The following is a 16,725-nucleotide window of genomic DNA, read 5'->3' on the forward strand; positions in this document are numbered from 1 at the left end:
AAGAAAAGGAAAAAGTCTATGAGATAAAGGCGTGTAACCATTTTACATATAATACGTTATACCTGTTATACGCGCCGCTATGCAGGGGAAAACAAATTTACGCATGAAAGAAAAAACGTGTAGGTTTGTAATGATTAGCATACCAATATAACAAGCCAGACGTTTATAATAAACAAAACAAATCTATACAGGTGAAAAAACTACACTTATTCGTGCTCTTACTACTGGTAGTGGGCGGCTTGCAGGCTCAGGACAACAGCTCAACAGAGAAGTCCCCAAAAGAGGAGCGGGAGCAGAAAAAGTTGAAACGTATTTCATTATTTAAACAGCTGGAAGAAGGGGAGAACTTATACCAGAGAGAATTCTCTGTAGGTGCCCGTATCAATACGGATGGCTGGAGCGGTTTCCTGGAAATGGGCCGTCGCAAATCCAGGGAAAAAGTAACCTACTATCAGTTTGAGTTTGCAGAGAAGAAAAATCCCAAAGAAGATAAAAAGCCAGGTTCCATAAAAGATATTGACCAGTATGGTTTTGTATATTCTGAAAAACCGTACATCTACGGTAAGAAGAATAACTTCTACCAGGCAAAACTGGGTATTGGGCAGCAACGCCTGATCGGGGGAAAAGGTAATAAGAATGGCGTACTGGTGAATGCTATCTTTTATGGTGGTTTGTCCGTTGGCCTCTTAAAGCCTTATTACCTAAACGTAATAGATCCTAACACAGGCGATGCTGTACAGGTTAAATACGGCGAAAACGCCGCATATGACCAGGCATTTACTGACAGGTCTTCTATTATCGGCGGTGCCGGCTTCGGCAAAGGCTGGGGAGAAGTGACCATCGTACCTGGTGCACATGCTAAAACAGGGTTACGGTTCGACTGGGCCCGGTTCAATGAAGTAGTAAGCGCCCTGGAAGTAGGGGTAAATGCGGAATATTACACCAAAGACATCCCGTTAATGGTTTTCCAGCCTGATAAGAAGTTCTTTTTTAATGCATATTTAGCCTTACAGTTCGGAAAGCGCTGGGACAAGAAGAAATAAGCAGATAAGTAGTAAATTTGTAGCCTAAAGAAAGGATCAGAGATGGAAGAAACACTCATAACTACTTCAACACCATGCAGTACGGCACCTGCCACAACGGATGTTCCAAGGGTTAAAAAACCGGACTGGCTTCGTGTTAAGCTGCCAATAGGAGAAAGCTATAAACAGGTTCGTAACCTGGTTGATACACATAAATTACACACCATTTGCGAAAGCGGTAACTGTCCTAATATGGGAGAGTGCTGGGGAGCCGGTACTGCTACCTTCATGATATTAGGTAATATCTGCACACGTAGCTGTGGTTTTTGCGCCGTTGCTACCGGCAGACCTGAGGCTGTTGATTATGACGAACCTCAGCGTGTAGCTGAAGCTATTTACCTGATGAAGGTAAAACATGCGGTAATCACTTCTGTAGACAGGGACGAACTGAAAGATGGCGGCTCCATTATATGGGCCAACACTATCAAGGCTATCCGGGCATTAAACGCGGATACCACCCTGGAAACCCTGATCCCGGACTTCCGTGGACAATGGGAGAACCTTCAACGCATCATCGAAGTAGCCCCTGAAGTGGTGTCTCATAACCTGGAAACAGTGGAAAGACTCACCAAACAGGTACGTATACAGGCCAAATACCACCGTAGCCTGGAAGTAATACGCCGTCTGAAAGATGGGGGTATGCGCACCAAAAGCGGTATCATGCTGGGATTAGGCGAAAACAAAGAAGAAGTAGTACAGGCCATGCAGGATCTTTACGACAATGGCTGTGATGTGATAACCCTGGGCCAATACCTGCAACCCACTCCAAAACATTTACCCGTAGTACGTTTTGTACACCCTGATGAATTCGCGGAATTGCGTGAAATAGGCTACAACATGGGCCTCGATTATGTTGAATCGGGACCACTGGTAAGGTCTTCCTATCATGCAGAGAAGCATATTCATAGTGGACGTACACTTAACAAATAATGAACTGATTAAAAAAATCCATCAACGGTGATGGATTTTTTTATTTGTGGTATATCTTCGCATCTCAATTACCTGCTGACTAACCAGGTAAGACCCGTTGAAAACAAATCATTAAGCTAAACCTACCTGCTTGCCTATTTAGTGCAAACTTTTGTATTTATCATGTATTTAAGAACAATCATGTTTTTATCATTGTTCTTACGATTGGTCTAAAGAAGAATCTGATTGTCAAAACCTTTTATGAAAAGAGTATTTTACCTGACCGCTGTCTTGGGTGTATGGCTGTGTAATGCTACTGCATTCGCACAACAGACGCCCGATTCACTATTGTCTCAAGCAACCCTGCAGAACTGTATTCAGTATGCATTGTCTCATCAGCCTGTTGTGAAACAGTCCAAAATTGATGAAGAAATTACTGAATATAGTATTAAAAGCAAGCTGGCAGACTGGTACCCCCAGATCGGCCTCGACTTCAACCTGCAGCATTACCTGAAACTGCCAACCTCCTATTTTAATGGTAGTGCTATTACTACCGGGGTGGCAAACTCCTCTTCAGCAGCCTTCTCGCTGAACCAGAACATCTTTACCCGCGATCTCCTGCTGGCAGGAAGAACGGCCAAAGACGTACGTACACAGGCAAAACAGAACACACACAGTAACCAGATTGATGTAGTAAGCAATGTGAGCAAAGCGTATTACGATATGCTGCTTACGCAGAAACAAGTGGAAGTACTGAATGAAGATATCGTTCGCCTGGAACGCAGCCTGAAAGATGCCTATAACCAATACCAGGGCGGTGTAGTGGATAAGACCGACTATAAGCGGGCTACCATTTCACTCAACAATACCAAAGCACAGAAGAAAACCGGGGAAGAAACCCTGGTGGCAAAAAATGCTTACCTGAGGCAGTTAATGGGATATCCTGTTAACGGACAACTGAACCTGGTATACGATACAATGAAGATGACCCAGGAAGTACAACTGGATACAAACGTAAGCGTAGCCTACGAAACAAGGATAGAATACCAGTTGCTGCAAACACAGCGTAGCCTGCTGGCAGCAGAACTGAAATATAATAAATGGAGTTTCCTGCCAACTGTATCAGCCTTTGCCAATTATAATTTCGCTTACCTGCATCCGGAATTCTCAAAGCTGTACAGTCATGACTATCCCAACTCACTGGTGGGCCTTCAGTTATCACTGCCCATCTTCCAGGGATCTAAAAGACTGCATAACATCAAACAGGCGGAACTACAGTTAAAACGTAGCGACTGGGATGTGGAAGCATTAAAGAACCAGATCAATACAGAATATACACAGGCCATGTCTGCTTACAAAAGCAACTTAAATGAGTACCTCGTATTAAAGGAGAACATGGATCTGGCAAAGGAAGTATATGATCTGATAGAATTGCAGTACAGGGAAGGTATCAAAGCCTACCTGGAAGTGATTACTGCCCAGACAGATCTCCGTGCCGCACAACTGAACTATTATAATGCCATGTACACTGTACTGTCAAGCAAAATAGATCTGGAACGTGCATTGGGTACAATAACAACTAACTAATTAAAGGAAACTGGCCGTAAGGTCATTGAAAGGACAAATATATAGAGATGAAAACAAAGCAACACATTCTCCTCATTGGCGCTACAGGTGCATTTTTCCTGGCTTCATGCAAAGGCCCGGGCCAGAAAGCAGCCATGGTAATGCCCCCAACACCGGTAAATGTTGCAACTGCAACACTGGGTTCTGCTATTTATTACGATAAATATCCAGCTTCAGTAGTATCACTGAGCCAGGTAGAACTGCGTGCCCAGGTAGCTGGTTATATTACCGGGATCTTCTTCAAAGAAGGAGAAGTAGTGCAGAAGGGTAAACCCCTCTATGAAATAGACCGCCGCAAATATGAAGCCGCTTACGCGCAGGCAGAAGCCAACATCGCCAGTGCCAAAGCAAACTTCAATAAAGCGCAGAAAGATGCGGACCGTTATCACCGACTGGCAGAACAGGATGCGATTGCCCGCCAGACTTTAGATAACGCTGACGCTGCACTGGAAACAAACCGCAGCCAGGTAGCTGCTGCCAATGCACAGTTGCTGGCCGCTAAAACAGACTTAGACTACTCTTATATAAGAGCGCCCTTCACCGGTCGCATAGGTATCTCTCAGGTGAAACTGGGTGCCCAGGTAAGCCCGGGTACTACACTGCTGAACACCATGTCCAGCGAGAACCCGATTGCGGTAGACTTTGTGGTGAGTGAAACGGATATTCACCGTTTTGCATCCCTGCAAGGTAAAACGATCAACCCGGCAGAAGATTCTACTTTCCGCCTGCAATTACCTGATGGTACTGCTTACGCAGAACGTGGAAAGATCATTGTGATAGACCGTGGCGTAGATAATCTGACTGCTACCATCAAAGTACGTATTGAGTTCAACAATCCTAAAGACGAACTGAAAGATGGTATGAGCTGCGTATTACGCGTGCTGAATGATCAGTCAGGAGAACATGTGATCATCCCTTACAAAGCGGTAGTGGAACAAATGGGTGAATACTTCGTGTTTGTCTCAAAGGATACAACTGCAGAACAGCGCAAAATCCACCTGGGGCCACGTCTGAGAGATCAGATCGTAGTACTGGATGGTGTGAATGCAGGAGATAAGGTGATTACAGAAGGCTTCCAGCGTTTACGTGATGGTGGTAAAATAGATACAGCAGCGGCAAAACAACAACCGCCAGCTGCTAAGAAATAGTTTTTAGAATCAATAGAAGAAGATCATGATTGCAAATACTTTTATACGCAGACCCGTAACAGCGATAGTGATATCTCTCGTGCTGGTGCTGGTAGGGCTGCTGGCCATGATGAACCTGCCCATTGGGCAGTATCCTGAGATCTCGCCGCCAACGGTGCAGGTAACTGGTACGTATACCGGTGCGGATGCCCAGACAGTGGAGCAAACCGTGGCCACGCCTGTAGAAGTACAGGTGAATGGTACTCCCGGTATGACTTACATGTCCAGCAACAGTACCAACAGTGGTGCCATGACGCTCACGGTTAACTTTGAAGTAGGTACGGACATCAACATTGCCGCACTGGACGTTCAGAACCGTGTGGGGATCGCACAGCCTACCCTTCCGCAGGAAGTACAGCGTTTGGGCCTCACCGTAAGAAAGCGTAACCCCAGTATCCTGTTACTGGTGGCGCTATTCTCACCTAAAGGATCACACGACATTACATTTCTCGACAACTACACCAACGTATTTATAAAGGATGCATTACTACGTGCAAAAGGTGTGGGTGATATCTTCACCCGTGCGGATGACTTCAGTATGCGTCTGTGGCTGAAACCTGATAAGCTGGCCCAGATGGGTGTAACAGCTGATGAAGTGAAGGCTGCTATCACAGAACAGAATGCGCAGATCGCAGCAGGTTCTGTAGGTGCACCTCCGCAAAAAGCCGGACAAACATACGAATACACCATTTTAGTGAAAGGTCGTTTAACGACTGCCGAAGAATTTGGTAATATCATTATCAAATCCCGTCCTTCCGATGGATCACTGGTATATCTTAAAGATGTTGCCCGCGTAGAACTGGGTAAATTCAACTACAGTGGTAACTCCTTCGTAGATGGTAAAAGAGCTTCTTACCTGCTGGTTTACCAGGCACCAGGTAGTAACGCTATTGAAACAGCAAACGCAGTATATGCAACGATGGCAGAGCTGAAAAAAGCTTTCCCCGCTGACGTGGATTATGTAGTACCGTTTGAGTCTGTATCTGTAGTGGAAGTATCTATCCATGAAGTGGTAGAAACACTGCTGGAAGCATTAGCACTGGTGGTACTGGTGGTATTCCTCTTCCTGCAAAGCTGGAGAGCGACTATCATCCCTGTATTGGCCATTCCGGTATCCATTATCGCTACTTTCATCTTCTTTATACCACTGGGCTTTACCATCAACACACTAACCCTGTTCGGCTTCGTACTGGCCATTGGTATAGTGGTGGATGATGCCATCGTGGTGGTGGAGGCGGTCCAGCATAATATGGACCATGAGAAGATGTCACCGAAAGATGCCACTTATCAGGCCATGAAAGAAATCTCCGGCCCTGTAATCGCCATTGCCCTGATTCTGGCAGCGGTGTTTATCCCGGTAGGGTTCATTCCTGGTATCGTAGGACGTCTGTATCAGCAGTTTGCGATCACTATCGCCATCTCTGTACTGATCTCTGCATTCATCGCACTTTCCTTAACACCGGCATTATGTACGCTGATCTTAAGACCAAGTGACCTGGGTGCGCATTCCAAAGGGCTGAACAAATTCTTTTATAAGTTCAACATATGGTTCTCTCACGTTACCAGTCGTTATTCACTGGGCGTGAAAAAGAGTATCCGTCTGGGCCGTTATGTAGCAATCATTTTGTTATGTATCATGGTAGGTACACTGTTATTGTTCAGGAATAAACCAACAGGATTTATTCCTACAGAAGATGACGGCCGTTTGTACATCACCTTCGACCTGCCGGAATCATCTTCTACAGAACGTACCGTAACTGTGTTACGCGAAATGATGCATACGCTGGACAGTGTAAAAGGTATTGCGCACTATGCTGCACTGGGAGGTTTGAACGTTGTGAGTTTTGCTACAAAATCCAACAGTGCTACCATTTTCTGTCAGCTGAAACCATGGGATGACAGAAAGTCCAAAGCGTTACAGATTGGTGCTATTGCAGCAGAAATACAGGGTAAACTAACACACTGGAAAGAAGCCAGTTCTGTAGTGATCCAGCCACCGGCTATTCCTGGTTTGGGTAGTACCGCAGGGTTCTCTTTTATCCTGGAACAGAAGAGTGGTAACTCAGATATCAAGGCTTTTGAAGGAGTATTACAGAAGTTCATAGGTGCCGCCAATCAACGTCCCGAAATTGGACGTGCCTTCTCCTTCTTTACGGCCCGTACACCAGGTTATCAACTGGAAATAGACCGTGAGAAAGCCAAGAAGATGGGCGTACAGATTTCTTCCATTGCTACTGCATTACAAACATACCTGGGTAGTTCCTATGTGAATGATTTCACCATCTACGGACGTAACTTCCGCGTGTTAGCACAGGCCGATTCTACTTACCGCGGTGATATCAAAGACCTGGGACAATACTTCGTACGTAATACAAACGGAGATATGGTACCACTGAATGTACTTACATCTTATAAGGTGATGGAAAGCGCGCCGATAGTAGCGCATTACAACCTGTTCCGTTCAGCGGAAATAAATGGTGGGCCTGCTCCGGGTTACAGTAGTGGTGATGCTATCAATGCCCTGAAGGAAGTAGCCGCACAGGTATTACCGGAAGGATATGGATACGAGTTCTCCGGATTAAGCCGTGAGGAGTTATTATCCGGTTCCAAGACGATTTACATCTTCGCCTTATCAATCATCTTTGTGTTCCTGTTCCTGGCAGCATTGTACGAGAGCTGGTCTGTGCCGTTTTCCGTATTACTGGCAGTACCATTGGGTGCATTTGGAGCGATAGTAACGCTTACCTTCCTGCCCAGTCTGAATAATAACGTATACGCACAGATTGGTTTGATTACACTGATAGGCTTGTCGGCAAAGAATGCGATCCTGATCGTGGAATTTGCGAAAGAACGTGTGGACAGAGGAATGGAGCTGGTAACAGCTACCGTAGAAGCAGCCAAGCTGCGTTTGCGTCCTATTATCATGACTTCCCTCGCCTTCCTGCTTGGTATCTTACCACTGGTAATGGCAACAGGTGCTGGTGCTGAATCCCGTAAAACAATGGGCTGGACAGTATTAGGTGGTATGTTTACTGCTACTTTCCTGGCTATCTTCGTTGTACCGGTATTGTATGTATTGGTAACCCGCCTGGCTTACGGTAAAGATAAACTGAAAGCTATGCAGGAGAATTACAAAGTAATGCAGCATACAGATCTGTAAAAATATATAAGCATTAAAAAAGGCCTCATAACACACGTTATGAGGCCTTTTTTAATGCTTATTTTTCATTCTATTTTTGCATGGCTGCCAGGTAGAAAACAATAGCTGCCAATACTGAAAGGGCAATCATGGATAACAATGCGATTAAGACTATTTTCCAGCCAATATGTACAGACATTTTGTGATTACTGGAAGGGGCTGTAACGGTATTGTATTTTATGTTATAAGAGTAAGTTTGTTCATCCTCACTTTCCGCAGCAATCTGCTTCATCAGTGCCGATTTAATATGCGCTGGTGGTAATGCCGCATCTTTAAAAGCGGCTCTTTCTATGCGCCGCTCTACTGCATCCATTTCTGTTTGCAGCTCAGGGAAAATACTCAAATGAATTTCCAACTCCTTTTTCTCTTCAGGAGTCGCAAATCCTAAGAAGTACTTTTCAAGGATTCCATCTGATATGTAACGCTCGTATTCCATATATTCCTATAAGGCAATTTCTCAAGTTAACACACCCATCATGTCGGGTGGAGAATAAGTAGTATGTAAAGGTGCTGAAAAACTCAGACAATTAATTATCCAAAGTAGTTTTATTGCAGCGTATAAACAAAAAAAATACGAATTATAAATATGTGTTTAAACATCATATTCATAATTCGTATTCTTCTTATAATGAATGCTTAGTGCTTGGTTGTGTCAGTAGCGCTCTTTTTCTTTAAGAACCCACCTAATGTATTTTTTAGTGTCTGTCCGGCTTGTTTCCCAACATCCTGCAATGGCTGGGATTTGGTAGCACTGCTATCTTTTTTGCCGGTCAGTTGTTTGGTCAGTTCATCCTTGACAGATGTAATGGCCTGATTTTTTACATGTTGTAAAGTATCTTTTAATGCTGCCTTTGCAGTATCTACTTTATTCTTTACAAGTGTGGCTGCCTGGTCTTTCAGGTTATTCATGGCTGCACCGGCAGTTTCCTGTAAATCAGTTTTATAAGTAGGTTTAGTGATATTGCCACCTAACAATACATTCAGGTGAACGCTGTCACTCACATTTACAGGGATACCTTTATTAGTAGCCGCTGTAGCCAGGCTGCTTACTAATGCATCTCCCTGTTTACCGATAATGCTGCGGGGCAGTGTCATCTGCATTACATAATCGAGTGACTGGTCAAACCCATGAGAACCGCCTACCAGCATATTGATACCACCTGCTTTCAGATTGAATGGTTTTACTTTTACGCGGCCATCTTCAAAAGAGAAATAAGTTTTGATATCCTTTAAGGAGATATTCTTTAACTGGTTTACATTCAGTGTGCTGGCCAGTTGTTCTACCGGTGCGAATTTCTGTAATACACCTTCTATCAGCAACAGGTTACCATCCCCGTTAAGGCTGCTCATTACCGGCATCATATCCTTACCCAGTTTTCCTTTCAGACTTAACTGCGAAGTGATTTTACCAGCCAGGAACTGCCCTACAGGCATTAATTTCTGTACAGTGTTAAAGGCATTGAATGTTTCTTTTACATCTACATTCTGCACACTGTAAGCCATCGTAATATCCGGAGTAAGCGGTGTGTTTTTAGTGCTGTAACTACCGTTAACTTCCATGTTACCCTGCAATGCATTGGCTTTGATCTGCTGCATGGTCACTGTCTGATCTTTCAGCAATAATGAACCGGAAACGTTATTCATATCCAGTTTATCATAATGCACTTTATCTACCTGTGCCTGTACTGTGAAATCCAGGTTGGCAGGAACTAGGAACGGTGCACTGGTATCCGGTGCAGCAGTAGTAGTTGTGGTAGTAGTCCCCATCCATTTATCCAGGTTCACCTGATCGGCTTTCACTACCAGTTTACCATCCAGCGGAGCGTTCTTGAATACATATGCCAGCATATTATTCACTTCTCCGTTTGCCTGGAAGTTGGTTCCCATATATTGACCGTCAAATTTCTGTACGGTCACATTCTTTGGATTGAATACCATAGAAAGGTTGTTCACCTTAATGCCATCAGGATAATCCTTGCTGCGGTATAACAGGTTGCTTACAATCAATGTTCCTGCTGCATAGAAACGGTCGTATTCCTGTTTCTCTATTGCACTCATATTACCTTTGGCATTCACGTCAGCATCCAGGAGACCACTTAACGCAGTACCTTCTTCCAGCTTCACAAACTGAGTTACTTTGGAGAGGTCCAGTTTACCTTTCACGGCACCATCCACATACATATCGGATATAGGTGTTTTCACCAGTAAGCGCATATCAATGGGCGTGTTATCCATTTCCAGGTGAGCGGCAGGCATGTCCACAATTGTATGATCAGGCACACCATCTGCATTCTTTACATTCAGTGTGATCTGTATATTCTTTACAGGCTTGGGCAGGTCAGGATACTGGAAGAACCCGTTCTTTACGTCCAGGTGTAAACCAAAGGCCGGCATCTGGGTAGCGCTGTAGGTACCTTTCACAAAACCATCGAAGGCAGTGGTACCATCCGTTTTTATCTTATCAAAGTCCTTCATGAAAATGGCAGGCACCAGGGAAAGGATATCCTTGAATTTGGTGGAAGGAGCTTTCATGGTAAGGTCCATGCCGTAAGTGCTGTCATTCACCATCTTAAAGAACCCCTGTACAGCCAGTTGCAGGTTGTTCAGGGTCACATCGCCTTTCTGAAGGGTATATGTGCTTGTTTTGTTATCTACCTGTACATCTGCTTCCATTTTGGTATGGGTACGCAGAAGATAGGGGATAAGGCCGTAATGGAAGGTTACGGCTGCAGCTTCAGTGCTGGTTTGCAAAGTGAACAGGTCTTGTGTGAAATCACCTTTACCCTGGTGGTCCAGGTCTTCAATCAGTAATCCCATACCCCCCTGTTCATCTTCATAACTGATCATCGCATCTTCGATCTTATACTGTTGCAGGTTCAGTGCAAAAGAGGCAGTATCAGTGGTTGCGGTGGTCGTTACGGTATCTGGTTTGGTGATGTTCCAGTTAGCTTCTCCATTCTTATGAACGATGGCATGGATACGTGGAGCTATGACTGACACGTTATAAATATCCATTTTGCCACCTTTGATCACACTCATGAGATTCAGGGCCAGATCGATCTTTTTTACAGAGATAAGGGTATCACCTTCAAAAGGCGCCCTGTTGATAACCTGTAAATCTTCAATAGCTACAGCAAGCCTGGGGAAATGCCGGATAAGACTGATATCTACATCCTTGAAATCCACATTGGCATTCAGCTGTTTATTCAGCTCTGTTTTTGCAATAGACATGATCTTTCCCTTGAAAAAATAAGGGATGGCTATGGCAGCGGCTATAAGTACTATGAAAATGATCCCTACTACTTTGAGGACTTTCTTGAACATATGTTGAATAGAGGTTTTTTGATATGTATGAAGGTAGTAAGGAAAAGCGGTATTTTAAGTTATTTTTGCCCCTGTAAATTTATATATTATTGATTATGACACCGGAACGTAGAGAAAGGTTGCTATCCGTATTAAACAAACGACAATCCGGACTGACAGTGGTCCTGGAGAATGTACAGGACCCACACAACATTTCTGCTGTGATGCGTACCTGTGATGCCGTAGGTATCCAGGAAATCTATGTGCTGAACAACAAGATCCCCAAACATAAGAAATGGGGGGCTAAAAGTTCCAGCAGCGCGGCCAAATGGCTTACTATCCATCAGTTTTCCGATGTGGATGAATGTGTGGCTGCTTTAAGACAAAAATATGAGAAGATTTATACTACCCATTTATCATCAGATGCGGTAGGATTATATGAGATTGATTTCACGGGTTCTGTGGCCCTGGTATTTGGGAATGAACATGGTGGGGTTAGTGATGAAATAAGGGCATTGGCAGATGGGAACTTTATTATCCCTCAGGTAGGCATTATTCAGTCTTTAAACATCTCTGTGGCCTGTGCAGTGAGTATTTATGAGGCATTGAGACAAAGGACCCTGGCGGGGCATTATAATCAGAAAAACCTGCCACCGGAACAATATGATAGTTTACTGGAACAATGGGGATTTTATGGAGAAGATTTACCATAAAAAAAGCCGGTTCGAACATCGAACCGGCTTTTTTATAAGAATAATATTCATCATGAACTGCAGGTTACACAACCTTCTTCCATAGTACATACTGCACCTTCAATGAATTCAACTTCATCCAGGGATGGGTCAACTTTCTTTGCGGAAGCTGTAGCGGTAGCAACGGTATCTGCTGTTGCAGTAGCTGTTGCTGGTTCTGCGGCAGCGGCTGTTTTAGCAACCATAGGCTCCATATTCTGTCCACCCTGTTTTTCAACAGTGAACTGTACGGCCTGTGTAGCAGCCTGTGTACGCAGGTAGTACATACCGGTTTTCAAACCTTTCTTCCAGCCATAGAAGTGCATAGAAGTTAATTTGGAAGCAGATGGTGTATCTACGAACAGGTTCAGTGATTGCGACTGGCATACATAAGCGCCACGGTCAGCAGCCATATCTATGATAGTACGTTGTTTGATTTCCCAAACAGTTTTGTACAGTTCTTTTATTGGAGCAGGTATTTCTGCGATGTTCTGGATAGAACCGTTTGCAGCAATGATCCTGTTCTTCATATCTCCGTCCCACAGTCCCAGTTCTACCAGGTCTTTCAGCAGGTGTTTGTTCACGATCACAAACTCACCACTTAATACACGGCGTGTGTAAATGTTGGAAGTGTATGGTTCAAAACACTCATTGTTACCCAGGATCTGTGAAGTAGATGCAGTAGGCATTGGAGCTACCAACAGTGAGTTGCGGATACCATGTTCTATGATCTCAGCTTTCAGTGCTTTCCAGTCCCAGCGTGTGGAAGGTGTAACACCCCACATATCAAACTGCAGGATACCTTTTGATGCAGGTGAACCAGGGAAGGTTTCATAAGCACCATCTTTCTTAGCCAGATCTCTTGATGCTGATAATGCAGCATAATAGATGGTTTCGAAGATATCTTTATTCAGTTGTTTTGCTTCTTCGCTTTCGAACGGATAACGCATCAGGATGAAGGCATCTGCCAGGCCCTGTACACCTAATCCGATAGGACGGTGACGCATGTTACTGTTACGCGCTTCCTCAACAGGATAAAAGTTATTATCGATGATACGGTTCAGGTTCAGCGTAGCCTGATAAGTTACTTCATATAATTTATCGTGATTGAACTTTCCGTTAGAAATATAACTAGGCAGCGCCAGGGAAGCCAGGTTACATACAGCTATTTCGTTAGCGTCTGTATATTCAATGATCTCTGTACACAGGTTGGAACTCTTGATAGTACCCAGGTTCTGCTGATTTGATTTGCGGTTGGCAGCATCTTTATACAGCAGGTAAGGGTTACCGGTTTCAATCTGCGCATCCAGGATAGCAAACCACAGGTCCTGTGCTTTCACTACTTTACGTGCGCGGTTTTCTGATTCGTACTGTGCGTACAGCGCTTCGAATTTCTCGCCCCAGCACTCATGTAATCCTGGTGCTTCGTGAGGACAGAACAAACTCCAGTCACCATTTTCCTCAACACGTTTCATAAACAGGTCCGGCATCCACAAAGCGTAGAAAAGATCTCTCGCACGCATTTCTTCTTTACCGTGGTTCTTACGCAGATCTAAGAATTCAAAGATATCCGCATGCCATGGTTCTAGGTAAATAGCAAAAGCACCTTTACGTTTTCCACCGCCCTGATCCACATAACGTGCAGTGTCGTTAAACACACGCAGCATTGGGATGATACCATTGGAAGTACCGTTGGTTCCGCTGATATAAGAACCTGTAGCACGGATATTATGGATGCTGAGACCGATACCACCAGCACTCTGTGATATCTTAGCTGTTTGTTTCAGTGTATCGTAGATACCTTCGATGCTATCGTCCTGCATAGTTAACAGGAAGCAGCTGGACATCTGTGGTTTAGGCGTACCGGCGTTGAACAGGGTAGGTGTACCATGTGTGAACCAGCGTTCGCTCATCAGGTTGTACGTTTTCAGTACAGAGTCGATATCTTCTTTGTGGATACCAACAGACACGCGCATAAACATATGCTGCGGACGTTCTGCTACTTTACCATCCAGTTTCAGCAGGTAAGAACGTTCCAGTGTTTTAAAACCGAAATAGTCAAATGAGAAATCGCGGTCGTATATAATATTGGAGTCCAGGATATCTGCATTCTTCTTAATGATCTCCCACACATCATCTGCCAGTAATGGAGCAGGCTTTCCTACTTTCGGATCAACATATTCAAACAGTTTCTTCATCGTTTTGGAAAACGACTTCACTGTGTTTTTATGTAGGTTACTCACTGCTATGCGTGATGCAAGCAATGCGTAATCAGGATGTTTAGTAGTAAGCGACGCTGCTGTTTCAGCGGCGAGGTTATCCAGTTCGGTAGTTGTAACGCCATCGTATAATCCGAGGATTACTTTCTTGGCCACGTCAACAGCATCTACATACTCCGCATTCAACCCATAACAAAGCTTCTCCACGCGGGCAGTGATCTTGTCAAACTTAACCGCTTCTTTGCGGCCGTCGCGTTTTATTACAAACATGGTTAAATGAATTTAAAGAGGTTAGTGTTTAAAAAAGTTGGCATAATCTCAGCAGTTCTATGCAATTATTATGCCTTAGATACATATAGTTTAAAAATCTTCATCAAGACTGAAAGCCTGATTATCTTTTCCTGAAGACATTACGCCTGACTTCTGATAATCACCTACACGTTTTTCGAAGAAATTGGTTTTACCCTGCAGAGAAATCATCTCCATGAAATCGAAAGGATTTGCTGTATTGTATACTTTGGCATATCCCAGTTCTGATAACCAGCGGTCTGCTACAAACTCAATATATTCAGACATCAGCGTACTGTTCATTCCGATCAGTCCTACCGGTAGTGCTTCTGTGATAAATTCCTTTTCAATTTTTACAGCATCCAGGATAATGTTCTGTACTGCTTCTTCAGATAATCTGTTTTCCAGCATCTTATACAGCAGACAGGCAAATTCACAATGCAATCCTTCATCGCGGCTGATCAGTTCATTGGAGAAAGTAAGACCCGGCATCAGACCTCTTTTCTTTAACCAGAAGATGGAACAAAAACTACCACTGAAGAAAATTCCTTCTACGGCAGCAAAAGCTACCAGGCGTTCTGCAAAGTTTCCGTTATCGATCCAGCGCAATGCCCATTCTGCTTTTTTCTTAACAGCAGGAACAGTTTCGATGGCATGAAATAAACGATCTTTTTCAGAAGGGTCCTTTACGTAGGTATCTATTAGTAAGGCGTAAGTTTCAGAATGAATGTTTTCCATCATGATCTGGAAACCGTAAAAACAACGGGCTTCCGGAATCTGCACCTCGCTCATGAAATTCACGGCAAGATTCTCATTCACAATACCATCACTGGCAGCAAAAAAAGCAAGTACATGTGTAATGAAATGACGTTCTCCGTCATTCAGGTTTCCCCAGTCCTTAAGATCCGAACTCAGGTCAATTTCTTCAGCGGTCCAGAAACTGGCTTCATGCTGTTTATATTTTTCCCACACTTTTGGATAGTTGATTGGGAGAAGTACAAATCGATCCTTATTTTCTCTTAAAAGCAATTCATTCTCATGATTCATCACTCAATATTTTTTATATGGTTAACGGTTGTTACAGATAGAATGGACGTAACGAAAGAAATTAAATTCCTGCGTTGAATGCCTGGACCCCTTACGTTAATACCCTTTTTTTAAAATATTCCTAAAGATGACTTTTAGCTGGTCTTGGGATCGGGGTTTTTGCCATCCCCCGATAAATCACACAACTGTGTCAGGAACTGTACAAATGTACACATGAATGTGCCTGTAAGATTTTTAAGTTTTTAACAGAATGTGGAAAAAGAAGAATGGGATTTAGAAGATATAGCATGGCGGCTCTTTCATGGGTTGGAGGGGTATGAATAAAACTTTAAACGCACACAAAACGCACATAACAGCTTAAAATTTATTTAAATATTTCCAATGATTTTCGTACAGAAATTCCCCTTTTCGTGGTAAGACAAAATTTTGTTAAAACCCCTGCTGAGAGCTGAATTACAATTATTTATTGCACATATTTACAAATAAATACATCCGTTTATGCAATCTGCTGTACTCACCCTAAAAGATATTACCAAGGCTTATCACGAAACTGTCATTCTGGACATTCCGGAATTGCAGTTACAGCATAATATTTACTGGCTGCTGGGAGGCAACGGTGCAGGTAAAACAACCAGTATGAAGGTGATGGCGGGATTGATACCTTTTAAGGGAGATATACAACTGGAGAATAATATTAGTTGCCGTAAGCAACCAGTACAATACCGCCGGTTTGTGAATTATGCAGAGGCTGAACCGGTATATCCCGGCTTCCTTACTGGTAATGACTTAGTTAGCCTTTATTTGAAAACAAAAGGAGACGGATACCAGGATATTAAGGAACTGATTGAACTTTTAGGTATCCACACATTTATCCACAGACCTGTTAGTACCTATTCCAGCGGCATGCTTAAAAAACTATCGCTGTTGCTGGCTTTTACCGGTACTCCAAAGGTGATTTTACTAGATGAACCATTAATAACGCTTGATAAACAGACTGTTCCATTACTGTACAACATGGTAGAATCCTTTTACACAAAACATGGGGTTACTTTCTGCATTACCTCTCATCAACCGGTTAGCGCAGTGTCTATTCAGTTACAGGTACAGGAAAGAAATATTGTAAAAATCTAACTA

The 16,725-nt window shown here is 43.6% G+C and carries 11 protein-coding genes; 7 read left to right on the plus strand and 4 right to left on the minus strand.

The window, feature by feature from the left end; genetic code table 11:
• Positions 1-191: 191 nt before the first annotated feature.
• From BMW86_RS17015 to BMW86_RS17035, 5 genes are all read left to right on the plus strand, one after another.
• A complete protein-coding gene (locus BMW86_RS17015; RefSeq protein ID WP_143056602.1) occupies positions 192-1,043 on the plus strand; it encodes a hypothetical protein in 852 nt (283 codons plus the stop codon).
• A gap of 42 nt (positions 1,044-1,085) precedes the next feature.
• Positions 1,086-2,012, plus strand: coding sequence for a lipoyl synthase (gene lipA / locus BMW86_RS17020; RefSeq protein WP_218149157.1), 927 nt, complete (start codon positions 1,086-1,088; stop codon positions 2,010-2,012).
• A 240-nt stretch (positions 2,013-2,252) separates the two neighbouring features.
• Positions 2,253-3,578 (plus strand): TolC family protein, encoded by a 1,326-nt coding sequence (locus tag BMW86_RS17025; protein WP_089782924.1) that lies wholly within the window; start codon positions 2,253-2,255, stop codon positions 3,576-3,578.
• 47 nt (positions 3,579-3,625) lie between these two features.
• Entirely contained in the window at positions 3,626-4,765 is a 1,140-nt protein-coding gene (locus BMW86_RS17030; RefSeq protein ID WP_089782925.1) for an efflux RND transporter periplasmic adaptor subunit, read from the plus strand.
• 25 nt (positions 4,766-4,790) lie between these two features.
• Positions 4,791-7,964, plus strand: a complete 3,174-nt coding sequence (locus BMW86_RS17035) for an efflux RND transporter permease subunit (RefSeq protein ID WP_089782926.1) — start codon at positions 4,791-4,793, stop codon at positions 7,962-7,964.
• Positions 7,965-8,034: 70 nt separating this feature from the next.
• On the opposite strand, the gene BMW86_RS17040 is transcribed toward BMW86_RS17035, so the two are convergent.
• Together BMW86_RS17040 and BMW86_RS17045 are read right to left on the minus strand one after the other, a co-directional pair.
• Positions 8,035-8,439, minus strand: a complete 405-nt coding sequence (locus BMW86_RS17040) for a hypothetical protein (RefSeq protein WP_089782927.1) — start codon at positions 8,437-8,439, stop codon at positions 8,035-8,037.
• Positions 8,440-8,639: 200 nt separating this feature from the next.
• A complete protein-coding gene (locus BMW86_RS17045; protein WP_089782928.1) occupies positions 8,640-11,327 on the minus strand; it encodes an AsmA-like C-terminal region-containing protein in 2,688 nt (895 codons plus the stop codon).
• A gap of 95 nt (positions 11,328-11,422) precedes the next feature.
• Here BMW86_RS17045 and BMW86_RS17050 point away from each other — a divergent pair, with 95 nt between their 5' ends.
• A complete protein-coding gene (locus tag BMW86_RS17050) occupies positions 11,423-12,019 on the plus strand; it encodes a TrmH family RNA methyltransferase (RefSeq protein ID WP_089782929.1) in 597 nt (198 codons plus the stop codon).
• Positions 12,020-12,069: 50 nt separating this feature from the next.
• On the opposite strand, the gene BMW86_RS17055 is transcribed toward BMW86_RS17050, so the two are convergent.
• On the minus strand, positions 12,070-14,526 hold the full coding sequence (locus BMW86_RS17055) for a ribonucleoside-diphosphate reductase subunit alpha (protein ID WP_089782930.1): 2,457 nt from the start codon (positions 14,524-14,526) through the stop codon (positions 12,070-12,072).
• Between the two features lie 90 nt (positions 14,527-14,616).
• Positions 14,617-15,591, minus strand: coding sequence for a ribonucleoside-diphosphate reductase small subunit (locus BMW86_RS17060; protein WP_089782931.1), 975 nt, complete (start codon positions 15,589-15,591; stop codon positions 14,617-14,619).
• A 498-nt stretch (positions 15,592-16,089) separates the two neighbouring features.
• Here BMW86_RS17060 and BMW86_RS17065 point away from each other — a divergent pair, with 498 nt between their 5' ends.
• Entirely contained in the window at positions 16,090-16,722 is a 633-nt protein-coding gene (locus tag BMW86_RS17065; protein WP_089782932.1) for an ABC transporter ATP-binding protein, read from the plus strand.
• The last annotated feature ends 3 nt before the right edge of the window (positions 16,723-16,725 follow it).

Origin of the sequence: Chitinophaga sp. YR573, from assembly GCF_900110995.1 — a bacterium.
GTDB lineage: Bacteria > Bacteroidota > Bacteroidia > Chitinophagales > Chitinophagaceae > Chitinophaga.